Annotated in this window: 15 protein-coding genes and 1 pseudogene; 10 read left to right on the forward strand and 6 right to left on the reverse strand. The window is 73.3% G+C overall.

Annotated features, from left to right (window positions below; all coding sequences use genetic code 11):
• The first annotated feature begins 193 nt into the window (after positions 1–193).
• The 5 genes from ACIQM0_RS05375 (at position 194) to moeZ (ending at position 6651) form a co-directional block, all read left to right on the forward strand.
• A complete protein-coding gene (locus ACIQM0_RS05375) occupies positions 194–2023 on the forward strand; it encodes a glycosyltransferase (protein ID WP_401284161.1) in 1830 nt (609 codons plus the stop codon).
• Between the two features lie 82 nt (positions 2024–2105).
• The gene (locus tag ACIQM0_RS05380; RefSeq protein WP_401283730.1) at positions 2106–3455 is read left to right on the forward strand and encodes a hypothetical protein; all 1350 of its coding nucleotides are present in this window, start codon (positions 2106–2108) and stop codon (positions 3453–3455) included.
• 136 nt (positions 3456–3591) lie between these two features.
• Positions 3592–4557: an NAD-dependent epimerase/dehydratase family protein gene (locus tag ACIQM0_RS05385; protein ID WP_363031063.1), complete on the forward strand. Its 966-nt coding sequence runs from the start codon at positions 3592–3594 to the stop codon at positions 4555–4557.
• Positions 4545–5387 (forward strand): spherulation-specific family 4 protein, encoded by an 843-nt coding sequence (locus ACIQM0_RS05390; protein WP_401283732.1) that lies wholly within the window; start codon positions 4545–4547, stop codon positions 5385–5387. The genes ACIQM0_RS05385 and ACIQM0_RS05390 overlap by 13 nt, the downstream gene beginning before the upstream one ends.
• An 85-nt stretch (positions 5388–5472) precedes the next feature.
• Complete coding sequence (moeZ, locus tag ACIQM0_RS05395; protein ID WP_363031061.1) at positions 5473–6651, forward strand: adenylyltransferase/sulfurtransferase MoeZ; 1179 nt, start codon at positions 5473–5475, stop codon at positions 6649–6651.
• 70 nt (positions 6652–6721) lie between these two features.
• On the opposite strand, the gene ACIQM0_RS05400 is transcribed toward moeZ, so the two are convergent.
• The 3 genes from ACIQM0_RS05400 to ACIQM0_RS05410 form a co-directional block, all read right to left on the reverse strand.
• Entirely contained in the window at positions 6722–8293 is a 1572-nt protein-coding gene (locus ACIQM0_RS05400; RefSeq protein ID WP_401283734.1) for an alpha/beta hydrolase, read from the reverse strand.
• 70 nt (positions 8294–8363) lie between these two features.
• Positions 8364–9968 (reverse strand): alpha/beta hydrolase, encoded by a 1605-nt coding sequence (locus ACIQM0_RS05405; protein ID WP_401283736.1) that lies wholly within the window; start codon positions 9966–9968, stop codon positions 8364–8366.
• An 85-nt stretch (positions 9969–10053) separates the two neighbouring features.
• A complete protein-coding gene (locus tag ACIQM0_RS05410) occupies positions 10054–12783 on the reverse strand; it encodes a lysylphosphatidylglycerol synthase domain-containing protein (RefSeq protein ID WP_401283738.1) in 2730 nt (909 codons plus the stop codon).
• 221 nt (positions 12784–13004) lie between these two features.
• On the opposite strand from ACIQM0_RS05410, the gene ACIQM0_RS05415 reads away from it, so the two are divergent.
• Together ACIQM0_RS05415 and ACIQM0_RS05420 are read left to right on the forward strand one after the other, a co-directional pair.
• Positions 13005–13400, forward strand: coding sequence for an MGMT family protein (locus tag ACIQM0_RS05415; RefSeq protein ID WP_401283740.1), 396 nt, complete (start codon positions 13005–13007; stop codon positions 13398–13400).
• A 263-nt stretch (positions 13401–13663) separates the two neighbouring features.
• Positions 13664–17116 carry an ATP-dependent helicase gene (locus ACIQM0_RS05420; RefSeq protein WP_401283742.1) on the forward strand — a complete coding sequence of 1151 codons (3453 nt, stop codon included), beginning with the start codon at positions 13664–13666 and terminating at the stop codon, positions 17114–17116.
• 27 nt (positions 17117–17143) lie between these two features.
• Here the strand turns inward: ACIQM0_RS05420 and ACIQM0_RS05425 are convergent, their stop codons facing one another.
• On the reverse strand, positions 17144–18103 hold the full coding sequence (locus tag ACIQM0_RS05425) for an SAM-dependent methyltransferase (protein ID WP_401283744.1): 960 nt from the start codon (positions 18101–18103) through the stop codon (positions 17144–17146).
• Between the two features lie 153 nt (positions 18104–18256).
• Between ACIQM0_RS05425 and ACIQM0_RS05430 the strand changes: the two genes are divergently transcribed.
• From ACIQM0_RS05430 to nudC, 3 genes are read left to right on the forward strand one after another with little or no spacing between them, the layout of a single operon-like run.
• Positions 18257–21730: a UvrD-helicase domain-containing protein gene (locus tag ACIQM0_RS05430; RefSeq protein WP_401283746.1), complete on the forward strand. Its 3474-nt coding sequence runs from the start codon at positions 18257–18259 to the stop codon at positions 21728–21730.
• A gap of 10 nt (positions 21731–21740) precedes the next feature.
• A complete protein-coding gene (locus tag ACIQM0_RS05435; RefSeq protein WP_401283747.1) occupies positions 21741–23135 on the forward strand; it encodes a dipeptidase in 1395 nt (464 codons plus the stop codon).
• 44 nt (positions 23136–23179) lie between these two features.
• Positions 23180–24124: an NAD(+) diphosphatase gene (gene nudC, locus ACIQM0_RS05440; RefSeq protein WP_401283749.1), complete on the forward strand. Its 945-nt coding sequence runs from the start codon at positions 23180–23182 to the stop codon at positions 24122–24124.
• A 104-nt stretch (positions 24125–24228) separates the two neighbouring features.
• Here nudC and ACIQM0_RS05445 read toward each other — a convergent pair.
• Both ACIQM0_RS05445 and ACIQM0_RS05450 read right to left on the reverse strand, forming a co-directional pair.
• A pseudogene (locus tag ACIQM0_RS05445) lies at positions 24229–24312 on the reverse strand (aminoglycoside phosphotransferase family protein); the annotation flags it as partial.
• A gap of 114 nt (positions 24313–24426) precedes the next feature.
• On the reverse strand, positions 24427–24684 hold the full coding sequence (locus tag ACIQM0_RS05450) for a mycoredoxin (protein ID WP_363025734.1): 258 nt from the start codon (positions 24682–24684) through the stop codon (positions 24427–24429).
• Positions 24685–24910 lie beyond the last annotated feature (226 nt).

A 24910-nucleotide genomic window follows, 5' to 3' on the forward strand; every position in this document is an offset into this window, starting at 1 on the left:
TGACGTGGGTTAACCCACCACCTCTCGCGCGCCCCGGACGGGGGGGGGGGCGGTAATGTTCCGCGGGTTCACGCGGGGCGGGGGGCCCACGCACACCCGCCCCCCCCACCACCGGCCTATCCGCTTACGGTCGTCCCGCTGCGAGTCGCCGATCCAACGGTGGCCGCCCACAAGGGAGATCGGGGGTGTGCTCGTGCGGATCGGACTCCTCACCGACGGTGGTTATCCGTATGCGACCGGTGAGTCCAGACTCTGGTGCGACCGTCTGGTGCGCGGGCTCGCGCAACACGAGTTCGATCTCTTCGCGCTCAGCCGCACCGCCGAACAGGAGGCGCGCGGCTGGGTCCAGCTCCCGCTCCAGGTGAGCCGGGTGAGGACGGCGCCGCTGTGGATCGCCGACGAGGACACCCTGAGCCTGCACGTCCCCCGGGGGCTGCTGTCGCGACTGCTGTCCGGCGGGGGCGCGCACTCCTACGGACGGCGCGAACGACGGCGCTTCACCACCCACTTCACGGCCCTCGCGACCGCGGTCTGCACCGCTGGTGCGACCGGCGCGGAGCGGGGCGACGGCTGCGAAGCCGCCGGTCGGGGGCAGCGCGGCGACGGGGGCCGGGCCGCCGCCACCGAGGACACACGGTTCACCGAGGGCCTCTACGGTCTCGCCGAACTGGCCTGCGAACACGGCGGACTTCCCGCGGCGCTCCGCTCCGAGACCGCGGTACGGATCCTGGAGGCGGCCTGCCGTGCGCCCGGCACCGGCCGCACCGTCCAGGCCGCCACCGTCCCCGACCTCCTCGCCTTCGCGGCGGAGCTCGACCGGGTGCTCCGCCCGCTCTCCCTCGACTGGTACGACGAGGAGAGCCTCGGTGCCGTGGACCTCTGCCACGCCACCTCGGGAGGCGCCGCCGCCCTGCCCGGCCTGCTGGCCAAACGCTTCTTCGGCGTGCCGCTGCTGGTCACCGAGCACTCCGTGCGACTGCGGTCGCACTACCTCGCGGCGGCCGGAACGCCGCTCAGCGCGCCGGTGCGCGCCCTGCTCGCGAACTTCCACGGCCGGCTCGCCGCAGAGGTGTACCGCCAGGCCGCGCTCATCACCCCCGGCAATACGCACGCCCGCCGCTGGCAGGAGCGCTGCGGCGCGGAACCCGCCAAGGTGCGCACGGTCTACCCCGGCATGGAGTCCGGCCGGTTCGCGGCGCTGGGCGAGAACGAGGGCGACGGCGGCCCGGACACCCTGGTGTGGGTCGGCCGGATCGAGCCCGCCAAGGACCTGGTCGCCCTGCTGCACGCCTTCGCGGAAGTGCGCGGGGCCGAGCCGGACGCCCGGCTGCGGATCATCGGTGCGCCGGCCCAGGGAGCGGAGGGCGCCGGCTACCTCGCGCACTGCCGGGCACTCGCGGCCCAGCTGTTCCCGGACGAGGCCGCCGACGCGCACGCCGCCGACGACAACCCCGTCTCCTTCGAGGACATCGGCGGGGCCGAGGTCCCCGACCTCGCCCAGGCGTACGCGGCCGGCGGGATCGTGGTGCTCTCCAGCGTGGTCGAGGGCTTCCCGATCAGCCTGGTCGAGGCGATGTTCTGCGGCCGGGCCACGGTCTCGACGGATGTCGGCGCGGTCGTCGAGGTCATCGGCGGGACGGGGCTCGTGGTGCCGCCGCGCAATCCCCGGGCGCTCGCGGACGCCTGCCTGGCGCTGCTGCGCGACCCCGAGCGCCGTGCGCGCCTGGGCTCGGCGGCCCGCGCCCGCGCGCTCGAACTCTTCACGGTGGAACAGAACCTCGCGGCATTTCGCGGCATTTACCTGGAGCTGATCGCTCGGGCACCGGTGCGCCGTAACGCGGTGACGGCGGACGCGGACGGCGGACCGCGCCCCTTCGCCACCCCGCCGGAGGCCCACGTCCTCGACCTGTGGCCGGAGCCCGACGGGATCCTCGCCCCGGAACCGGCCGAGCGCACACCCAGCTGGGCGGGGCGCGGAGTCTGCGCGGGGGCGCTCGGCGGAGCGGGGGACGGCGATGCGTGACCAGGAAGCGGCCGGGCCCGGCCGCCGTACCGACCGGTCAGGGCCGTCCGGCGCCCCCGCGGAGGAACACGGAGGAACGACGATGGGCCGCCCGACCGAGGTGCCCGGCACACCGGCGACCGGCACCGGCTGGGACCCGGGTGCGCGGGCGCTGGTCTCCGATTCGCCGGCCGTCGACGTCTCCGCACCGTCCTGGGGGCAGGCCGCCCCGCAGGACGTGCCGGCGGACGCTGTGAACGTGCCCGTCGCGGCGGAGGACACCCCCGCGCGGACGGCACCACAGGACACCCCGGTGCGCGGAACGCACCCCTCCTCCCGCGCGCCCGAGATCGCGCCCGCCGCTGCGGCGCGCGGACTCAGCACCGGGCGGCGCGGTCCCGCCGACCCCGTGAAGTCGCTCATGCACCGGCACCGCGAACTCTGCGAGCGCGCCGTCGACCCGCTGGAGATCGCCGCCGGGCTAGAGGCCCACGGCGTCACCGACCGCACCGCGGCCCGCTACCGGCACCGCGACGTGTTCTCGCTCGCCGAGGAACTCTTCGCACGGGTACCGGGTGTCGCGGGGGAGCCCGTCGGAGCGGTCTCCGCTCCGGCGCGCGACATCCAGACGCGCGCCGCATGGTCGCTCCGGGCTCTGCTGCCGGGCGCCGCCTGCCTGGCGACCCTCGGCTCGCTCCGGCTCACCGACGGGGTGCTCGGCGGCGGGGCGCGGCTCGCCCTCGGCAGCGGCGGCACGCTCCTCGCGCTCCTCGGACTCGCCCTCGCCCTGCGCACCGGCCCGCTCTCCACCGGCGGCCGCCCCGCCGGAGCCGCCACCCTGTACGGCTGCTGGCTGCTCGGCTACGCCCTGTACGGCGAGGCCCTGCTCCACCAGGTCCTCAGCGGCGGCCCGGAAGGCCCCTGGGCGCTCACCCCGGCGCCGCTGCTCGGGCTCGCCGTGGCGGTCGCCCCCGCGGCCTGGTGCGCACACCTCTTCTCCCTGCACGCACACCGCAAGCTCAACGGCAGCCGCGCACTGGAGGAGTTCGCGGCAGGCGTGCGCCCCCTGCTGTTCGGCGCCGTCGCGTTCTTCCTCTGTGCCGTCACCGGGCTGCTCTGCCTGGCCGGCCTCGGAACCGGGGGCGGCGTCCCGGTCGGGGCCGCCGGCCTCGGGGTACTGCTCCTGCTGGCCCGGCTCCTCACCGTCCACGGCTTCCCCGAACCGGCCGCCACCGGCCTCGCCGCCGCCTGCGCCGTCGAGGCGGCGGCCCCCGCCCTGGTCCTGTCCGGGCGGCTGCCCGGCCTCCACACCCTCGCCCGTCCCGTCGACGCCCTCGTGGCGGCGGGGGGCACCGGAGCCGTGTCCGCCGTGGCCTGCGGCGCGGCCGCGCTCGGCCTGCTGACCACCGCCACCGTCGCTCTCTCCCGAGCATCCGCCCACACCGCCGCCTGACACACCCACAGCCCCCCGCGGAGCCGACGCCGCGGGTCCTTTCCCGCACCGTACGCAACTGCCTCAAGGAGACACCGGACATGACCCCCCAATACCTCGCACCGGCAGCCCGCCGTCGGCACCCAGGGGGCACGCGATGAGGGTGCTGCTGCTCGGAGCCAACGGATTCCTCGGCCGGTTCGTCGCCGACCGGCTGCTCGCCGACCCCGCCGTCCACCTCACGGCGCTCGGCCGCGGCGACGACGCCGACGTACGGTTCGACCTCGCCAGCGGCAGCCCGGGAGCGCTCACCCGCTTCCTGGACGCCGTCCACCCCGGAGTTGTCGTCAACTGCGCGGGCGCCACCCGCGGCGGGGCGCGCGACCTGACCCGCCACAACACCGTCGCCGTCGCCACCGTCTGCGAGGCGATGCGGCGCAGCGGCTGCACCGCCCGGCTGGTCCAGGTCGGCTGTTCCTCGGAGTACGGCCCGTCCCAGCCGGGCTCGTCCACCGCGGAGGACGCCATCCCCCGCCCCGGCGGCCCGTACGGCGTCAGCAAGCTCGCCGCCACCGAACTCGTCCTCGGCTCCGGCCTCGACGCGGTCGTGCTGCGGGTCTTCTCGCCGGTCGGTCCCGGCACCCCGGCCGGTTCGCCGCTGGGCCGGCTCGCCGAGGCGATGCGCCGCGCCATGCAGTCCGGCGACGGTGAGCTGAAGCTCAGCGGCCTCGGCGTGCAGCGCGACTTCGTCGATGTGCGCGACGTGGCGCGCGCCGTGCACGCCGCCTCGCTCTCCGCCGCCCAGGGGGTCGTCAACATCGGCACCGGCCGGGCCGTACGGCTCCGTGACGCCGCCGCCGTGCTCGCCAAGGTCGCCGGATACGCCGGCGCACTCCACGAGCTGGACACACCCCCCGCCCGACTGCCCATCGGCGCCCCCCGCACCTCCACCGAATCGGTCATCGAACACCTCTCGGCCACCCCGTCGCCCTACCCGGACGGCTGCGGTGCCTGGCAGCAGGCGGATGTCCGCACGGCCAGGGACCGGCTCGGCTGGCGTCCCCGGATCAATCTGGAGGAGTCGCTCGCCGACATCTGGATGGAGGCGGCGTGCCGTATCTGACCAGTACCGGCACGGCCCGCAGGACCAGCGGAGCGGAACGGCTCGGCTTCGGCGTCCCCGGCTGCGCGCACCCCTTGCTCGCGCCCGCCGAATGGGCCGAGCTCGCCCGCCCCGGCACCCCGCTGCACTGGGCCGTCCTCAACATCGACAACGGCCCCGGATCCCGCCCCGACCCGCACTGCCTGGAGGCCGCGGGCCGGCTCCGCAACGCCCGCGAACGGGCCGTGCACGGCGAGGAGGCGCTGGACCCCGTACGGGCCTCGGCCGGCCGGCTGCTCGGCCGGCTCGATCTGGCCTTCGGTGACCGGCCCTTCGGCGAGCTGATCACCGACGCCCGGTCGTACCTGGACTGGTACCGGGTCGACGGCTTCTACGTGGACCGGTGCCCGGCCGGGCGCCCCGACCTCCCGGCGGTCCGGCGGCTCACCAGCACGCTCGCCGCGCTCCTGGCGGACAGCGACAGCGCGCGGAACGGCGGACACCTGGTGCTCGGCCACGACACCCATCCGTATCCCGGCTACGCCGAGGCCGCCGACCAGCTCGTCACCTTCCGCGGCCCGTGGACGGACTACCGCTGGTCGCAGGTGGCGGAGTGGACCGCCGCCTACCCGCCCGGCCGGTTCGCGCACTTCGTGCACGGCGTCCCGCGCAGCCATCTGGAGGAGGCGATGCGCATCGCGCGCTGGCAGGGCGCCGGGACGATCTTCTTCACGGACCGCACCGGAGAGACGGATCCGGTGAACAGGTGCGGACAAACCGATCCATTCGCGACGCTGCCCAGGTACTGGGACGAAATCGTCTCGCGGATCGGACCTGGTATCTCGGAATGAGAGGGGGCGTGGCAGTGTTACCGCAAGAACAACCGTACGTAGCCGAAGTACGTAGAAACCGACCACCTGCATTGTTGAGGTTCCTGTGTCGCTGCCACCCCTGGTCGAGCCAGCTGCTGAGCTCACCGTCGACGAGGTCCGCAGGTACTCCCGCCACCTGATCATCCCCGATGTCGGGATGGACGGGCAGAAGCGGCTGAAGAACGCGAAGGTGCTCTGTGTGGGCGCCGGCGGTCTCGGCTCGCCGGCTCTGATGTACCTGGCCGCCGCCGGTGTCGGAACGCTCGGCATCGTGGAGTTCGACGAGGTCGACGAGTCGAACCTGCAGCGCCAGATCATCCACAGCCAGGCCGACATCGGCCGGTCCAAGGCCCAGTCCGCCAAGGACTCGGTGCTCGGCATCAACCCGCTGGTGAACGTGGTCCTTCACGAGGAACGGCTCGAAGCCGAGAACGTGATGGACATCTTCGCCCAGTACGACCTGATCGTGGACGGCACGGACAACTTCGCCACCCGCTATCTCGTCAACGACGCCGCGGTGCTGCTGAACAAGCCGTACGTCTGGGGCTCGATCTACCGGTTCGACGGCCAGGCGTCCGTCTTCTGGTCCGAGCACGGTCCCTGCTACCGCTGCCTCTACCCGGAGCCGCCGCCCCCCGGCATGGTTCCGTCCTGCGCCGAGGGCGGCGTGCTGGGCGTGCTCTGCGCGTCCATCGGCTCCATCCAGGTCAACGAGGCCATCAAGCTGCTCGCCGGCATCGGCGACCCGCTCGTCGGCCGGCTGATGATCTACGACGCCCTGGAGATGCAGTACCGCCAGGTCAAGGTCCGCAAGGACCCCGACTGCGCGGTCTGCGGCGAGAACCCGACCGTCACCGAGCTCATCGACTACGAGGCCTTCTGCGGCGTCGTGTCCGAGGAGGCCCAGGAGGCGGCGCTCGGCTCCACGATCACTCCCAAGCAGCTCAAGGAGTGGATCGACGCGGACGAGAAGATCGAGATCATCGATGTCCGCGAGCCGAACGAGTACGAGATCGTCTCGATCCCCGGCGCGAAGCTGATCCCGAAGAACGAGTTCCTGATGGGCAACGCCCTCCAGGACCTCCCGCAGGACAAGCGCATCGTCCTGCACTGCAAGACCGGTGTGCGCAGCGCCGAGGTCCTCGCGGTCCTCAAGTCGGCGGGCTTCGCCGACGCGGTGCACGTCGGCGGCGGCGTGATCGGCTGGGTCAACCAGATCGAGCCCGAAAAGCCGGTGTACTAGAACGTTTCGAAGGGGCCGGTCCGCATCACATCATGCGAGCCGGCCCCTTCGGCGTGTCCGCCGTGCTGCCCTACGAGCAGGTCTTGCCGTCCGCCGGGACCTTCCCGTCCAGGAAGTACGTGTCCACCGCCGACGTCACGCAGGTGTTCCCGCCGTAGGCGCCGTGCCCCTCGCCCTTGTTGGTGAGCAGGATGCCGACGCCCCTGCCCAGCTCGTCCGCCATCTTCCGCGCACCCTCGTACGGTGTCGCGGGGTCGCCCGTCGTCCCCACGACCAGGATCGGACCGGCGCCCGGAGCGCTCGCCTCCGGGGTGTCGTGCTCACCCTTCACCGGCCAGTCGGAGCACCAGCCCGCCGTGTCCCAGGCCAGGAACGCGCCGAAGACCGGGGACAGCTTCTCGAACTCGGGCAGCAGCGCCTTCGCCTCTGCCGCCGTCGGCCGGGCCTTGCTGTCCGCGCAGGAGATGGCCCGCTGGGAGTGGCTCTCGGTGTCGTAATGCCCCTTCCCGTCGCGGCCGTTGTACGAGTCGGCCAGCTGCAGCAGCATGCTGCCCCGGCCGCCCTCCGCCTCGTCCAGGGCCTGGGTCAGGGACGGCCAGTTGTCCTTGGAGTAGAGCGGCATCACGATGCCCGTGATGGCCAGCGACTCGTTGAGCTCGCGGGACGTACCGGTCGGCAGCGGCTTCCTGTCGATCCGTGCCAGCAGCCGGGCGATGCGCCGGGTGCCCGCCGCCGGGTCCTGGCCGCGGTCCTTGAGGTAGTTGTCCAGCGCCCGCTGGAAGCCGGTCGCCTGGTTGCGGGCGTGCCCGACGCTGTCCGCCGTGGGGTCGACGACGGCGTCCAGGACGGTGCGCCCGACGTGCGACGGGAAGAGGTGCGCGTAGGTGCCGCCCAGCTCCGTGCCGTACGACATGCCGAAGTAGGTCAGCTTCCGGTCGCCGAGCACCTCACGGATCAGGTCCAGGTCCCGGGCGGCGTTGGTCGTGCCGACGAACGGCAGGACCTTGCCCGAGCGGCGCTCGCAGCCGGCGCCGAAGTCCGCGCCGTCCTTCATGAACGCCGCCTCCTCCGCCGCCGTGTCCGGAGTCATGTCGACCTTCCGGGCGGCGTCCTCCTGCTCCTGGTCGGAGCGGCACCGCACCCCGGCGCTCCCGGCCACCCCGCGCGGATCGAAGCCGACCAGGTCGTAGCGGGTGTTGAGCTTCTCGTACGAACCGGCGGCGCGCGGCAGGATGGAGACCCCCGAACCGCCGGGGCCGCCGAAGTTGAACAGCATCGAGCCCAGCCGACGGCCCGCGTCGCCGGCCTGCTTGCGGATCAGCGCGATCCCGATCGTGGCACCGTCCGGCTTGGCGTAGTCCAGCGGGACGCGGACCGTCGCACACCGCCAGTCCGGACCGGGGGAGGCCTCGCCCTCGGGGGCGTCGCAGGTGTTCCAGTCCGGCTTCTGCGAGGTGAGCGAGGCGGGCAGTGCCGGGAGCGGCACAGGCTTCCCGCTCGCGGTGTACGAGGCCGCGGCGGACGGTGAGACGTCCGCGCGCTCGGCGGGCTTGTCGTCGGTACCGTCCTCGCAGCCCGCGAGCACCCCCGTCAGCAGCAGCGCGGCGGCTGCCAGCGCCCCGGCCCGTGCGTATGAGACCACGTGTGCGTCCCTCCCCGTTGTGCCTGCCCGGTCGGCAGTTCGCCCATGGTAGGTCGGGGTCCGGACAGCCCTACCCGCAGACCGTTCCGGCGGCCGGCACCCTGCCGTCCAGCAGATAGCCGCCCACCGCCTTCTGCACACAGGCGTTGCCGCTGTTGTACGCGCCGTGCCCCTCGCCCTTGTACGTCATCTCCACGCCGACGCCCTTGCCCAGCTCGTCGGCCATCGCCCGCGCGCCCTTGTACGGGGTCGCCGGGTCACCGGTGTTGCCGATGACCAGCTGGGGGGCCGAGCCCGGGGCGCTGACATCGGGGTGCTCCCAGGTGCCCTGCACCGGCCAGCCGGTGCAGGCCATCAGGCCCCAGCCCAGGTAGTCACCGAAGACCGGTGAGGCGTCGCGGAACCGGGGGAGCCTCGCCTTGGCCTGTTCCAGGGTGAACCGTTCCTTGGAGTCGGCGCAGCTGATGGCCGTGTTGGCCGCGGCGGAATTGTCGTAGTGGCCGTTCTCCGAGCGGCCGTTGAGGGAGTCGGCGAGGGCCAGCAGCAGTCCGCCGTTGCCGCCGTCCGCCTCGTCCAGGCCCTGTTCCAGCAGCGGCCAGGTCTCCTTGGAGTACAGGGCCGAGGCGATGCCGGTGGTGGCCTGCGTCTGCGTCAGCTTGCGTGAACCGAGCCCGGACACGGGCTTCTTCTCCAGGCGGCCGAGGAGATCGGACACCCCTTGCTCGACCTCTTCCGCGTTGGAACCCGGCAGCTTGCAGGCGTCGCCCCGGTCCGCGCAGTCCTTGGCGAAGTTGTCCAGCGCGAGCTGGAACCCCTTGGCCTGGCCCAGGGAGGACTGCTCGGCGTCCTCGGTCGGGTCCACCACCGCGTCCAGCACCGACCTGCCGACCTTCTCCGGGAACAGGTGCGCGTAGACACCGCCCAGTTCCGTGCCGTACGAGATGCCGAAGTAGTGCAGCCGGTCATCGCCGAGCACCTGACGCATCAGGTCCATGTCGCGGGCGGCGTTCGTCGTCCCGACGAAGGGCAGTTCCTTGCCGGAGTGCTTCTGGCAGGCCGCCGCGTACGTGTTCGTGTCGTCGGTGAACGCCTTCTCCTCCGCGGCGTCGTCCGGCGTCCCGTCGGCCTGGTACCGCGCGTCCAGCTGCTTGTCGTTCTCGCACCTCACCCCGTCGCTGCGGCCGACCCCGCGCGGGTCGAAGCTCACCAGGTCGTAGCGGGTGCGCAGCTTGTCGTACGCGGTGCCGAAGGCGGGCAGGGTGGCGACGCCGGAGGCGCCGGGGCCGCCGAAGTTGAAGATGAGCGAACCGATCCGGTTCTTCCGGTCCATGGCCTTCGCGCGGACGAGCGCCAGCTCGATCGTGTCGCCGGCGGGCTTGGCGTGGTCGAGCGGGACCTTCATCACGGAGCACTCCCAGACGGCCCCGCCGGGCAGTGGGGTCGGTGCGGCGCCGCCGCCCTCCGCCTGGGACGGGGCGGGGCAGCGCTTCCACGTCAGCTTCTGGGCGGCGAGAGCGGACGGACCGGAGCTCGTGGCGGTGTTCGCCGCGTGCGGCGAACCCTCCGACCGGTCCGGTGCGTCCTCGCCACCGCCGTCCGAACAGCCGGTGAGCGGGAGCAGCACGGTCACGGTGGCGGCGAGGGCCGCGGCGCGCAGGGCAGGGGAGGTCCTCATCGCTCCATCGTGCGGCGGGGGCCGGGAGCGCGCACGGGGCGCCGGTCCAAGCGGGTGGCGGCGCCCCGGAGCCTCCAGGAAGGCCCTAAAGCTCGCCCTTGCGCGTCAGGTGGTTGAAGCAGATCCAGCCGGGAAGGACCGGCAGCCACAGTGTCATCAGGCGGAACAGCAGCACCGCCGGGGCCGCGACCTCCTTCGGCAGGCCGACCGCGATCAGACCCAGCGTCAGCGCCGTCTCGACCGCGCCCATACCGCCCGGGGTCGGCGCCGCAGAGCCCAGCGCGTTGCCGGCGAGGAAGACCACCGCGATGCTCGCGTAACTGAGGTGCGGCGTGTCCGGACCGCTGAACGCCCGGACCGAGGCGTCCAGGCACATCACGAACAGGCCGGTCAGCAGCAGCATCCCGCCGATGCCGGTGAGCAGCTTCTGCGGACGCTGCACGACGTCGAGCATGCGCGGTACGACTCCGGCGAACAGCGACCGCACCCGGGTCACCACGAACTTCCGCAGGAACGGGATCGCCGTCACCACCAGCACCAGTACGGCGACCGTCAGCAGCCCCGCGATCACGGTCCTGGACGGGGTGAGCGAGGACGGGGTCTTCTCGGTGCCGGTCAGATAGCCGAAGGCGCCCAGCAGCAGGATGTGGCAGCCGAGACCGAACAGCTGCGAGGCGCCCACGCTCGCGACCGCCAGCCCCGGGCGTACGCCGGAGCGTTGCAGGAACCGCGTGTTCAGGGCGACACCGCCCACCGCGGCCGGCGCCACGATCTTCACGAACGATCCGGCGATCTGCGCCAGCACCGTCTTGCCGAACGGCACCCGCTCGGGCACGAAGCCCAGCAGGCTCATCGCGGCCGCGACGTAGCTGAGCGCCGAGAAGCCGACCGCGGCCGCCACCCAGCCCCACTCCGCCTGCTCGACCACCGCACCGAAGTCGGCCTGGGTGAACTGCGAGATCAGGAAGTACGCGGCGATGGCGCCCGCGATGAAGCTGAGCAGGGTGCGCGGCTTGATGCGCTCCAGACGGACCGGCTCGACCGGCGCCTGCGGCCGGATCAGCAGCACCTCCCGGCGGATCTGGGAGAGCAGATCCTCCTCGCGGGCCTCGTCCAGCGCGTCGTCGAGGGCCCGCTTCTCGGCCTGCTTCTCGGTACGCACCGACTTGCGGACGGCCTTGCGGTCCGCGTCCTCGGGGAGCTCCGCACCATGGGTACGGGCCCGCTTCGCCGCGTCCGACGCGTCGAGCACGGCCTCGCGCTCCCGCTGCGACCGCTCCCGGGCGAGTCTGCGCAGATGCGCCCGGGTGGAGCGGCTGAGCGCGATCGGCTGGAGCAGCGGCAGCGAGTCCGCGACGGTGTCCGGGCCGACCACCGCGAGCGCCGCGGCCACCGCCCGCTCCGGGCCCACCCGCAGACCGGTCGTGGTGAGCAGCTGGGCGACGTCCATCCGCAGGACCAGATCGCCCGCCGCGATCTCGCCGCCCCGCAGATCCGTGACGAACACCTTGCCGGAACGATCCACCAGCAGGGCGTCGCCGGTGAGCCTGCGGTGCGCGATCCGCCGTGACTGGAGCGCCTGCACCTGGCGCCAGGCGCCGCGCACCAGGTCGTCCGTGATCTCGGCGTCCTCCAGGGCGTCCAGCGAGCGGCCGCCGATGTGCTCGTACACCAGCATCACGGCGTCGGGGCCCAGCTCGGAGGTGGCGATCAGCTTGGGGGCGTTGGCCCCCGCGGCGATGGCCGCGTACGCGAGCAGCGCCTCCTGCTCCAGCGCCTGGCGCAGCGACTGGATGGAACGCCGCTGGGTGATCCCGCGCAGGGTGAGCCTGCGCCACACCCGGTAGAAGAAGCCCTGGGCCTGCTGTTCCCGGTCGACGACCGTCACATCGAGCGGTGGGCCGTCCTCCAGGGAGACCAGATAGCGGCGTCCGCGGTCGTTCTGGTCGCCGGAGTCGGGGGCGTCGTCGGCCCGCATCGCGGTGACGGGGCGGAAGCCGACATGGCGCAGACCGGCCATCAGGTGCTGGCCGGTCGGCCGGACGTTCGGCGAGCCGACCGCGTACAGCGTGCCGTACGCCACCGTCCAGCCGATCAGTACCGTGAGGATGATCGAGAGCGGTGTCGTGTAGCCGCCGACCAGCATGGCGAAGGCGTCGAGCAGCAGCACCACCCACAGCACGACCCGCCAGCGCGGCCGTCTCGCCATCCCGACCGCCGTCATATAGGCGATCACGGGGGCGAGATAGCCGTGCACGGGATCGGTGAGCGCGTCACCGGGTGCCGGCTGCGTCAGGGCGTCCTGGATGGTCCCGGAGGCGGTCTTGGCGACCCACAGGTCGGCGGCGAGCGTCACCCCGTGCGCCAGCACGGCGGCCAGCACACCGTCCGCGATGCGCAGCCCGTCGCGTTTGATCAGCCGCTCGATGGCGAAGGCGACCGGGACGAGCAGGACGGCGATGCTGGAGACCAGACCGGCGATCTTGATGAGCACGTCGGGCGCCTGGCCGGTGCCCTTGTTGATGTCCGCTTCGAGACCGGTGGTGGTGCCGTGGGCGAACGCGGCGACGGAGAACAGCACGGCGATCGCCAGGACGCCGATGAGGAGCCGCAGCAGGTCGGAGGGACGGTGCACCCGGGCGGCGAGCAGGGGTTCGTCCCCCGAGACGCGTTCGGACAGCTCCTCTTCCGCGGTGGAGAGGGTCGAGCCGTTCAGGCCCCCGGAAGGGTTCTCCGGACCGGTGTCCGCGTCCGGGCGGGGTCCTTCCGGGTGCGGCTCGGCATCAGAGGCGTCGGCCGCCTTCGGTGGCTGCACGCCCTGCTCCTTCGTCGCCTCTGATTGGTCTTCGTGTTCTCGTATCACCGGTCACCGCCCGGATGATGGTGGCACGGCTCGCGGACGGAGGAGGGCATCAGGGTGCGATGCAGGGGCGCTGGGAAGCGCAAGATACGCCCCTTTCCCGCCGTGCGCACGCTCCGTGTCCGTCCGGACATGGAATCGGCGCGCTGTCGGTGCCGTGGGGCAGGATGGGCCGGATGAGCGAAAACCCGACGGGCGACGCGCTGCCGGAGTACGCGGAGCGCGTGCTCGATGTCGCCGAGCTGATCCCGCCCGGCCGCGTCATGACGTACGGCGACATCGCGGAGTGGCTGGGGGACGGCGGCCCGCGTCAGGTCGGCCGGGCCATGGCGCTGTACGGGGGAGCGGTGCCGTGGTGGCGCGTGGTGCGCGCCGACGGGGCGCTGCTGCCCGGCCACGAGCTGCGTGCGCTGCATCACTACCGCGAGGAGGGCACCCCGCTGCGCGAGGCCCCGAGCAGTGCGGACGGCCACGTTCCGCGCCTGGACATGAGACGCGCGCGGTGGGACGGCGCCGCCGGTGCGGCGGCGGGCGGTCCGGGAGCGGACGGCGGCGGGGGTGCTCACACCTGACAGCTTCGGCCATCCGGCGGCGCATCGGGCGGAGCCGGGCCCGTACGGCGTACAGCAAGCGTGACGCGCGGACCGGACGGGGCCCGCTGCCACCACCCCGTCCGCCGTCCGTGCCGTCCCCCGGGCGTTCGCCGTCCGCGCGGAACGTGACGATCCCCGCAGCCGTACCGCCGCGATCGGGCCCGTCGCCGGAGTAGCGTCGTCAGTTCGCGGCAGGAGCCGCGCCCTCACCATCAGCACACCCACCAGGACCGGCGACCCACGTGAGCTCCTCCTCCACCACCCGGCACAGTCCGCACCGTCAGGCACGGCGGGGGACCACGGGCGCGTACCGGCTGGTGCGTACCCTGCCGGGCTCCGTGGATCCCCCTCTCCTGGACGCGGCGCAGCGCGCGGTGGTTGACCACCCCGGCGGGCCACTGCTGGTCCTCGCCGGACCGGGCACCGGCAAGACCACCACGCTCGTCGAGTCCGTGGCGGCGCGCGTCGCACAGGGCACCGACCCGGCCCGCATCCTGGTCCTCACCTTCAGCCGCAAGGCCGCCGTCGAACTCCGCGACCGGATGGCCGCCCGGCTCGGCGCCGTCCGGGGCCCGCAGGCCACCACGTTCCACTCCTTCTGCTACGCCCTGGTCCGCGCCCATCAGGACGCCGATCTCTTCGCCGACCCGCTGCGGCTGCTCTCCGGGCCCGAGCAGGACGTCACGGTCCGCGACCTGCTGGCCGGCCAGCTCGATCTGGAGAAGCAGGGCCACGCCCACATTCGCTGGCCCGACGAGCTGCGGGCCTGCCTGACCACGCGCGGCTTCGCCGACGAGGTACGCGCGGTGCTCGCCCGCAGCCGTGAGCTGGGGCTCGGCCCTGACGCCCTCGCCGACTTCGCCCGGCGCACCGGCCGCCCCGACTGGAGCGCCGCCGCCGAGTTCCTCGCCGAGTACCTCGACGTGCTGGACGCCCAGGGGGTGCTGGACTACGCGGAGCTGGTCCACCGCGCGGTGCTGCTCGCGGAGCGCCCCGAGGTGTCGGCGCTGCTGGCCGGCCAGTACGACCTGGTGTTCGTCGACGAGTACCAGGACACCGACCCGGCGCAGGTGCGGCTGCTGCACGCGCTCGCCGGGAACCGGGGGAGCACCCCGGGCGGCGGCGGTGGCCGGAACCTGATCGCGTTCGGCGACCCGGACCAGTCGATCTACGCCTTCCGGGGCGCCGACGTGAACGGCATCCTCGACTTCCCCGAGGTGTTCCGGCGGGCGGACGGCGGCCCGGCCCCGGTCGGCGTCCTCACCACCTCGCGCCGCTCCGGCGACCGGCTGCTGGAGGCCACCCGGCTGCTCACCCGGCGGATGCCGCTGACCCGGCTGCCCTCGGCGAAGGTCCGCGCCCACCGCGAGCTCGGCGCGGTCCGCGAGGGCGGCACCGTCGAGACGTACACCTATCCGACCGCCTCCACCGAGCTCGACAACATCGCGGACCTGCTGCGCCGGGCGCATCTGGAGGACGGGGTGCCGTGGCACGAGATGGCGGTGCTGGTCCGGGCCGGCGGCCGCACCATCCCCGCGGTGCGGCGGGCCCTGACCTCGGCGGGCGTTCCGCTGGAGGTCGACGGCGACGATCTGCCCCTGCGCCACGAGCCCGCGGTGGCCCCGCTCCTGACCGCCCTGCGCACGGTGGCGACGGCGGCACTGAACCGGGGCGCCGCGGGTACCGATGCCGGCCCCGCGGATCCGGAAGGGGCGCCGGACGACGACGCCCGGGAAGAGGCCCCGGACGACGAAGCCCCGGAAGAGGTCCAGGATGAAGCCCAGGACGGGGCCCCGGACGCCGTTCCCGCCGGGCCGCGAGCGTGGCTCGGCACGGAGACCGCGCTGACCCTCCTCGCCTCCCCCCTCGGCTCCATGGACGCCGCCGATCTGCGCCGTCTGGGCCGGGCCCTGCGCGACGAGGAACGCGCCGCCGGGAACCGGGTGCCCGCGCCCTCCGGCGATCTGCTGGCCCGCGCCCTGGCCGAGCCGGAGCGGCTCGTGGCGCACGATCCGGCGTACGCCCGCGGCGCCCAGCGCCTCGGCGCCCTGCTGCGCAAGGCGCGCGAACTCCTGGAGGGCGGCGGCACCGCGGAGGAGGCCCTGTGGGAGCTGTGGTCCGGCACCCCCTGGCCGGGCAGGCTGGAGCGCGCCGCGCTGCGCGGTGGCGCGGGCGGCCGCAACGCCGACCGCGACCTCGACGCGGTCTGCGCCCTGTTCGACACCGCGGCCCGCGCCGAGGAGCGCACCGGCGGCCGGGGCGCGCTCAACTTCCTGGAGGAGGTCGACGCCCAGGACATCGCCGCCGACACCCTCTCCCGGCGCTCCGCCCGGCCCGAGGCCGTACGGCTGATGACCGCGCACCGGTCCAAGGGCCTGGAGTGGCGCATGGTCGTCGTCGCCGGGGTACAGGAAGGCCTCTGGCCCGACCTGCGCCGTCGCGGCTCGCTGCTCGAAGCGGACCGGATCGGCCGCGACGGTCTCGCCGAACCCCTCACCCCCGGCGCCCTCCTCGCCGAGGAGCGCCGGCTCTTCTACGTCGCCGCCACCCGCGCCCGCGAACGCCTCGTCGTCACCGCCGTCAAGGCACCCGCGGACGACGGCGACCAGCCGTCCCGCTTCCTCACCGAACTCGGCGTCGAACCCCGCGACGTCACCGGCCGTCCTCGCCGCCCCCTCGCCGTCGCCGCCCTCGTCGCCGAACTGCGCGCCACCACCGTCGACCCCGACGCGTCCGCCACCCTGCGCGAGGAGGCGGCCCACCGCCTCGCCCGGCTCGCCGCGCTCGCCGACGACGAGGGACAGCCGCTCGTACCGTCGGCCCACCCCTACCGCTGGTGGGGCCTGTACGAGCCGACCCGCTCGGCCGTCCCGCTGCGCGACCGGGACCAGCCCGTCGCCCTCTCCGGCAGCGCGCTCGACCAGCTCGCCAACACCTGCGCGCTCCAGTGGTTCCTCGGTCGCGAGGTGAAGGCCGACGCCCCGGCGACCGCCGCCCAGGGCTTCGGCAACGTCGTCCACGTACTCGCCGACGAGGTGGCCTCCGGCCGTACGCCCGCCGACCTGGCCGTCCTCATGGAGCGGCTCGACTCGGTCTGGGACGGGCTGGTCTTCGACGCCCCCTGGAAGTCGCAGCAGGAGAAGGAACAGGCGCGCGTGGCCCTCGAACGCTTCCTGCGCTGGCACGTCATGGACCGCACCGGCCGCACCCCGGCCGCCAGCGAGCACGACTTCGACGTGACGCTGGAGGCGGGCGAGTACGAGGTGCGCATCCGCGGTTCCATGGACCGGGTGGAGCGGGACGCCGAGGGCCGCGCCTACGTCGTCGACTTCAAGACCGGCAAGCAGTCCCCGACGAAGGAGGAGGTCGCCCGCCACCCCCAGCTCGCCGTGTACCAGCTGGCCGTCCGGGAAGGGGCGGTCGACGAGGTCTTCGACGGCCGGCGCCCCGAGTCCGGCGGCGCCGAACTCGTACAGCTGCGCCAGCCCGCCCCGAAGAAGGAGGGCGGCGACGCCGTCCCCCGGGTGCAGGCGCAGCAGCCCCCCGACACCGAGTGGGTCTCCGACCTCCTGGCGACCGCCGCGGGCCGCGTCCTGGACGAACGGTTCACCCCGACGACCGGCCAGCACTGCACCCACTGCACCTTCAGGGCCTCGTGCAGCGCCCAGCCGGAGGGCCGGCACGTCCTGGAGTGAGCTCCGGGTGCCGGGGTTCTCGGGCCGTCACGGTTTGCGGGCCATCACTCCGTACACACTGACGTCCGCGTCCGTCACGTCGTTGATGTCCCGGTAGCGCGTCCTGTCCAGCTCGTCCAGGCTCGCCACGAACTCCCGGTCGGGGTCGGCGGCCTCGGGCAGATCGGTGACCCGCTCGGGCCGCCAGCGGTGCACCGGGACGACGCCGGGTTCGAGCATCTCCAGACCGTTGTCGGTCACGAAACGCTCCACCTGGGCGTGCGAGCGGCGGACCATGGCGAAGCCGCGCTCCTTGAAAGCCTTCGTCACCTGGCCGACCTGCTCGGGGTTGAGATCCGAGCTGACGTTGCTCAGCACGAGACAGCTGCCCGCCGGCAACGCGTCGATGAGCTGCCGCACGATGGGATAGGCGGCGTCGTCCTCGATGAAGTGGAGGACGGCGGCGAGGACGAGGGCGACGGGACGGTCGAAGTCCAGGGTGCGGCGAGCGGCTTCGAGGATCTTGCCGGGGTCGCGCAGGTCCGCCTCGATGTAGTCGGTGCTGCCCTGCGGGCCGCTGGTGAGCAGGGCCTGCGCGTGTACGAGGACGACCGGATCGTTGTCCACGTAGACGACCCGCGCGTCGGGAGCGATGGCCTGCACGATCTGGTGGACGTTCTGCTGGGTCGGCAGCCCCGTGCCGACATCCAGGAACTGCCGGATGCCGTCGTGGGCGGCGAGGGTCACCGCGCGCCGCATGAAGTCCCGGTTGTGCCGCACGGTGAGGTACCCGCGCGGATTGGCGGCCAGCGCCATCGCCGCGGCCTCACGGTCGGCCGGGTAGTTGTCCTTGCCGCCGAGGAAGACGTCGTAGACGCGGGCCGGGTGCGCCTTCGTGGTGTCTATTCGCTTCCTGAGCTCGGCGGTGGCGTCCTGCGCTCCGGAGCCGGAGCCGGAGCCGGTTGCGGGGCCGGGCGCGGTTGCGGGGGCAGGGGTGTCGGCGCTCATGTGACCGTCCTCGTCAGGCTGTTGATGCGACTGGCGTCAATCTAGACGGTTCCCTGCGGCCTGTACCCCGCCAGCCGGCAGAGCGGGCGGGCGCCGGCGCCCGCCCGCTCACGGCTTCGTGGGTTGTCGGCGCGGCCGGTTAGCCTCTGTGGAGTGTCCTCGCACCTCACCGATCCCGAGCAGCTCAAGGAGCTCCTGGGGATCCCCTTCACCCCGGAGCAGACGGCGTGCATCACCGCGCCGCCCGCCCCGCAGGTGATCGTCGCCGGAGCCGGGTCGGGGAAGACCACGGTGATGGCGGCCCGCGTGGTGTGGCTCGTCGGGACCGGACAGGTCGCCCCCGAGCAGGTCCTCGGCCTGACCTTCACCAACAAGGCGGCCGGCGAGCTGGCGGAGCGCGTCCGCAAGGCCCTGGTCGCGGCCGGCGTCACCGATCCGGACGCCATCGACCCGGACCACCCGCCGGGCGAGCCCAGCATCTCCACCTACCACGCGTTCGCCGGCCGGCTCCTGACCGAGCACGGGCTGCGGATCGGGCTCGAACCCACCACCCGCCTCCTCGCCGACGCCACCCGCTTCCAGCTCGCCGCCCGCGTACTGCGCGAGGCCCCCGGCCCGTACCCCGCCCTGACCAGGTCGTTCCCCACCCTGGTCAGCGATCTGCTGGCGCTCGACGCCGAGCTGGCCGAACACCTCGTACGCCCCGAAGAGCTCGCGGAGTACGACACCGAGCTGCTCCGCACGCTGGAGAGCGCCAAGCTCAGCAACGCCGAACTGCGCAAGATCCCCGAGACCGCGGAGGCCCGCCGCGAGCTGCTCTCCCTGACCCGGCGCTACCGCGAGGCGAAGCGGAGCCGCGACCTCCTCGACTTCGGCGACCAGATCGCGCTCTCCGCGCAGCTAGCCCTCACCCGCCCCGAGGTCGGCGCGATCCTGCGCGAGGAGTACCGGGTCGTCCTGCTCGACGAGTACCAGGACACCTCCGTCGCCCAGCGGCTCCTGCTCTCCGCCCTCTTCGGCAGCGGCCCCGACGGCATCGCGTCCGGGCACGCGGTCACCGCGGTCGGCGACCCCTGCCAGGCCATCTACGGCTGGCGCGGCGCCTCCGTGGCCAACCTCGACGACTTCCCGAGCCACTTCCCGCAGGCCGACGGCGCCCCCGCGACCCGCTACTCCCTCAGCGAGAACCGCCGCAGCGGCGGCCGCCTCCTCCACCTCGCCAACGGCCTGGCCGAACCCCTGCGCGCCATGCACGAGGGCGTCGAGGCCCTGCGCCCCGCCCCCGGCGCCGAGCGCGACGGCCTCGTGCGCTGCGCCCTGCTGCGTACCCACAGCGAGGAGATCGACTGGCTCGCCGACTCGATCGCCCACCTCGTGCGGACCGGCAAGGCACCCGGTGAGATCGCCGTCCTGTGCCGCACCGCGGGCGACTTCCCGGAGATCCAGGCCGCCCTGGTGGCCCGGGACATCCCGGTCGAGGTCGTCGGTCTCTCCGGGCTGCTCCACCTCCCCGAGGTCGCGGACCTCGTCGCGGTCTGCGAGGTCCTCCAGGACCCGGGGGCCAACGCGTCCCTGGTCCGGCTGCTCACCGGCCCCCGCTGGCGGATCGGCCCCCGTGACCTGGCGCTGCTCGGCCGCCGGGCCCGCCTCCTCGTCCACCGCGCGGCCCACGGGGACGACGACGACTTCGACCCCGACCGCCGGCTCGCCGAAGCCGTCGAGGGCATCGACCCGGCCGAGGTGATCTCGCTCGCCGACGCGCTGGACACCTTCCTCGACTCCGGCGGTGAGCAGGACGACCGCCTGCCGTTCTCCACCGAGGCCCGCATCCGCTTCGCCCGGCTCGCCACCGAGCTGCGCGACCTGCGCCGCTCGCTCGCCGACCCCCTGATGGACGTACTGCACCGGGTCCTCGGCACCACCGGACTCGAAGTCGAGCTCTCCGCGTCCCCGCAGGCCCTGGCAGCGCGCCGCCGCGAGACCCTCGCCAACTTCCTCGACGTCGCGGCCCGCTTCGCCGCCGTCGACGGGGAGGCCACGCTCCTCGCCTTCCTCGGCTTCCTGCGCACAGCCGCGCAGTACGAGAAGGGCCTGGACAACGCGCTGCCCGGCGGCGAGAACACCGTCAAGGTCCTCACCGCCCACAAGTCCAAGGGCCTGGAATGGGACGTCGTCGCCGTGCCCGGCCTGGTCACCGGCCAGTTCCCCAGCGGCCAGTCCCGTGACGCCTGGACCTCCCAGTCCAAGGTCCTCCCGCACGCCCTGCGCGGCGACACGGCCACCCTGCCCGTCATCCACTCCTTCGACGCCAAGGGCCTCAAGGGCTTCAAGGAGGAGATGAAGGAGCACCAGCACACCGAGGAGCTGCGCCTCGGGTACGTCACCTTCACCCGGCCCCGCACCCTGCTGCTCGGCTCCGGTCACTGGTGGGGCCCCAGCCAGAAGAAGCCGCGCGGCCCGTCCGCCTTCCTGCACGCGCTGTACGAGCACTGCGCGGCCGGACACGGCGAGATCGAGGCGTGGGCGGACGAGCCGGCCGAGGACGAGGAGAACCCCGCCCTGGCCGAGTCGGCGGCCGACCACGCCTGGCCGCTGCCCCTGGACGACACCGCGCTGGCCCGCCGCAGGGCCGCCGCGGACACGGTGATGGCCCACCTGAAGGCGCTGGCCGAGGCGGGCCCGGTAGCCGGCGAGCACGACGCGCCGCTCGCCGAGGACGAGCCGCCCCCCGACGACGCACCGTTCCCCGACGACGACCCCTTCCGGGACGAGGCACCGTTCCCGGACGAGGAGCCGTTCCCTGAGGACGGGCTCTCTCCGGCCCCGCACGTCCCTTCAGCCCCACCCGTCCCCTCGGCCCCACAAGTCCCCTCAGCAGCCCCACACGTCCCCTCGGCCCGCGCGCCCGAGAGCGTCCCCCCGCGCCTCACCCCCGAGGAGTCCCGCACCCTCGCCTCCTGGGACCGCGACCTCGACGCCCTCGCCGGGGAGCTGCGCCGGGCCCGCGCCGGCGTGCGCGAGGTCCTCGTACCGGCCTCGCTCTCCGCCACCCAGCTGCTGCGCCTGGCCGACGACCCCGACGGCTTCGCCCAGGAGCTGGCCCGTCCGATGCCCCGCCCCCCGCAGCCGGCCGCCCGCCGGGGCACCCGCTTCCACGCCTGGGTGGAGTCCCGCTTCGAGGAGCTGCCGCTGCCCATGCTCGGCCCCGACGAGCTGCCCGGCGGTGACGAGAGCGACACGGACATCGCCGACGAACGCGATCTCGCCGAGCTGAAGGAGGCCTTCGAGCGCACCCCGTACGCCCGCCGCACCCCCTACCGCGTCGAGACGCCGTTCCAGATCACCCTGGCCGGCCGGGTGATCCGGGGCCGTATCGACGCGGTGTACCGCACCGGGGACACGTACGAGATCGTCGACTGGAAGACCAGCCGCACCAACACCGCGGACCCCCTCCAGCTCGCCGTCTACCGGCTCGCCTGGGCCGAGCTGCACGGTCTGCCGCTCACCGATGTCACGGCCACCTTCCTCTTCGTGCGGAGCGGCGAGAGCGTCCGCCCGGCCCGCCTGCCGGGCCGTCCGGAGCTGGAGCGCATCCTCCTGGACGAGCCACCTCCCGTGGGCGGATAGGCTGAAGGTCATGAGCGACACCCCGGACAGCGCCGTCCGCACGTACACCGAGCAGCACCGCACAGCCTTCCTCGACGACCTCGCCGAGTGGCTGCGCATCCCCTCCGTATCCGCTCAGCCGGAGCACGACGGGGACGTACGGCGCAGCGCCGAGTGGCTGTCCGCCAAGCTGACGGAGACCGGCTTCCCGGTCGCCGAGATCTGGGAGACGGACGGGGCGCCCGCCGTCTTCGCCGAGTGGCCGTCCGACGACCCGGACGCCCCGACGGTCCTCGTGTACGGGCACCACGACGTGCAGCCCGCCGCCCGCGAGGACGGCTGGGACACCGACCCGTTCGAGCCGGTGATCCGGGACGGCCGGATGTACGGGCGCGGCGCGGCCGACGACAAGGGGCAGGTGTTCTTCCACACCCTCGGGGTCCGGGCCCACCTGGCCACCACTGGCCGCACCAGCCCCGCCGTGCACCTCAAGCTCCTCGTCGAGGGCGAGGAGGAGTCCGGTTCCCCGCACTTCCGCGCCCTGGTCGAGCGGCAGTCCGCCCGCCTGGCCGCCGACGCCGTGATCGTCTCCGACACCGGCATGTGGGACGAGACGACCCCGACCGTCTGCACCGGAATGCGCGGTCTCGCCGAGTGCGAGATCGAGCTGCAGGGCCCCGGCCAGGACATCCACTCCGGATCGTTCGGCGGAGCGGTCCCCAACCCCGCGACCGAGATCGCCCGGCTCGTCGCGGCGCTCCACGACGCGGACGGCCGGGTCGCGGTGCCCGGTTTCTACGACGGCGTGGCCGAACTCACCGCGACCGAGCGCGCCCTCTTCGCCGAGCTGCCGTTCGACGAGGCCACCTGGCTGCGTACCGCCAGGTCGCAGTCCGCGTCCGGCGAGGCGGGCTACTCCACGCTGGAACGCATCTGGGCCCGCCCGACCGCTGAGGTCAACGGCATCGGCGGCGGCTACCAGGGCGCCGGAAGCAAGACGATCATCCCGGCCTCCGCCCGGGTGAAGCTCAGCTTCCGCCTGGTCGCGGGCCAGGACCCGGACCGCGTCCAACAGGCCGTGCAGACCTGGGCCGAGGCCCGGATCCCGGCCGGAATCCGGCACCGCATCACCTTCCTCCCCGCCACCCGCCCCTGCCTCACCCCGCTGGACCACCCCGCGCTGCAGGCCGTGGCCCGCGCCATGGGACGGGCCTTCGGCCAGAAGATCCTCTTCACCCGTGAAGGAGGCTCGGGACCCGCCGCCGACCTGCAGGACGTCCTCGGCGCCCCCGTCCTCTTCCTGGGCATCTCCGTACCGTCCGACGGCTGGCACGCCCCCAATGAGAAGGTCGAACTCGACCTGCTGCTCAAAGGCGTGGAGACCACCGCCCATCTCTGGGGCGAACTGGCGGCCGCACTCCGCTGAATCCTCTGAACACCCGATCCATCCCGGGGGAGTAGGAAGCACCTGTGAGCACCTTCGACAACGCCACCGCGGGCCGGCCGATCGGCCTGACCGCGCCCAGCGGCATCGACCGCGCCGCGCACCACCGCCTCGACGAGGCCTGGCTGGCCGCCGCGTGGAGCCACCCGACGACCCGGGTCTTCGTCGTCTCCGGCGGGCAGGTGCTGATCGACGACACCGCCGACGGCACCGAACTCGTGATGACCCCCGCCTTCGAGGCGCCCGTCACCGAGACCCACCGCTACTTCCTGGGCACCGACGAGACGGGCGTCAGCTACTTCGCCCTCCAGAAGGACTCGCTGCCCGGCCGCATGGACCAGTCGGCCCGTCCCGCCGGGCTGCGCGAGGCGGGCCTGCTCCTCGGCGCCCGCGACGCCGGTCTGATGGTGCACGCGGTGGCGCTGGAGAACTGGCAGCGGCTGCACCGCTTCTGCTCGCGCTGCGGCGAACGCACGGTGATCGCGGCGGCCGGACACATCCGCCGCTGCCAGGCCTGCGGCGCGGAGCACTACCCGCGTACCGACCCCGCGGTCATCATGCTGGTCACCGACGACCAGGACCGCGCCCTGCTGGGCCGCCAGGTCCACTGGCCAGAGGGCCGCTTCTCCACCCTGGCCGGTTTCGTCGAGCCGGGCGAATCGATCGAGCAGTCCGTGGCGCGCGAGGTGTTCGAGGAAGCGGGCATCACGGTCGGCGAGGTGGAGTACATCGCCAGCCAGCCCTGGCCCTTCCCGTCCAGTCTGATGCTCGGCTTCATGGCACGGGCCACGACGTACGAGATCAACGTCGACGGCGAGGAGATCGAGGAGGCGCGCTGGTTCTCCCGCGAGGAGCTGACCGCCGCCTTCGAGTCGGGCGAGATCCTGCCCCCGTTCGGCATCTCGATCGCGGCCCGGCTGATCGAGATCTGGTACGGGAAGCCCCTCCCGAGGCCGCGCAGCGCCGGCTGACACCGGAGCACGGACGCGAGCGGGGGAGCACGGCCGCAGGCCCCCGCTCCTCCCCGGCTTCGCCTCTGATCACCCCGGTCCCGGGCGGCGTCGGCCCCATGACCCCCCACCGATTCGAGTGCGGCGGTCGTCATCACCCAGCGAGGGAACGGTGGCAGAGCCACGTCGCCAGGGATGAAGGTCAGCCGACGCTACCGCCGAGTGGGCGTCGTGCAGGCGGACATGCGAAGACCCCCGAACCGGCGCCGGGCCGGTCGGGGGTCGGGTGCGGCGGGTGGGCCTGAGGCCCGGTGCCGGGTGGGTCAGACGCCCAGCGCCTGCTTCACCTGGGCCAGGCTCGGGTTCGTCATGACGACGTCCTCACCACCGCCGTCGGGAGCCACGAGAACCGTCGGGACCGTCTGGTTCCCGCCATTCGCCTTCTCCACGAAGGCGGCGGAGTCCGGGTCGTGCTCGATGTTGATCTCGGTGTACGCGATGCCCTCGCGGTCCATCTGGCCCTTGAGCCGACGGCAGTATCCGCACCACGTGGTGCTGTACATCGTCACAGTGCCCGGCATGTCTTCGCGCTCCTCTGTCTCATCGGTCTCGGCAATCCCGCCACATCCCGTGTCGGTCTCTTCCGTCACACGGAGAAGCCGGGACGCGCGTTGCCGCACGAGAGGAGAACGTACGTGACCTGGCCACCATTCCCGGGGCCGTTCCCGATCAGCACGAAGGCCGTTCCTGATTAGTACGACGGACAGGGCACCCCTGTGGACAACTTCCACGTCCGCCCCTTTCGAC

This window comes from Streptomyces sp. NPDC091387 (assembly GCF_044756945.1).
GTDB lineage: Bacteria > Actinomycetota > Actinomycetes > Streptomycetales > Streptomycetaceae > Streptomyces.

Coding starts and splice junctions, on each gene's coding strand:
- ACIQM0_RS05450 (WP_363025734.1), bottom strand. CDS start 24,684: ATGCCGGGCACTGTGACGATGTACAGCACCACGTGGTGCGGATACTGC.
- ACIQM0_RS05415 (WP_401283740.1), top strand. CDS start 13,005: ATGAGCGAAAACCCGACGGGCGACGCGCTGCCGGAGTACGCGGAGCGC.
- ACIQM0_RS05435 (WP_401283747.1), top strand. CDS start 21,741: ATGAGCGACACCCCGGACAGCGCCGTCCGCACGTACACCGAGCAGCAC.
- ACIQM0_RS05380 (WP_401283730.1), top strand. CDS start 2,106: ATGGGCCGCCCGACCGAGGTGCCCGGCACACCGGCGACCGGCACCGGC.
- ACIQM0_RS05405 (WP_401283736.1), bottom strand. CDS start 9,968: ATGAGGACCTCCCCTGCCCTGCGCGCCGCGGCCCTCGCCGCCACCGTG.
- ACIQM0_RS05425 (WP_401283744.1), bottom strand. CDS start 18,103: ATGAGCGCCGACACCCCTGCCCCCGCAACCGCGCCCGGCCCCGCAACC.
- ACIQM0_RS05385 (WP_363031063.1), top strand. CDS start 3,592: ATGAGGGTGCTGCTGCTCGGAGCCAACGGATTCCTCGGCCGGTTCGTC.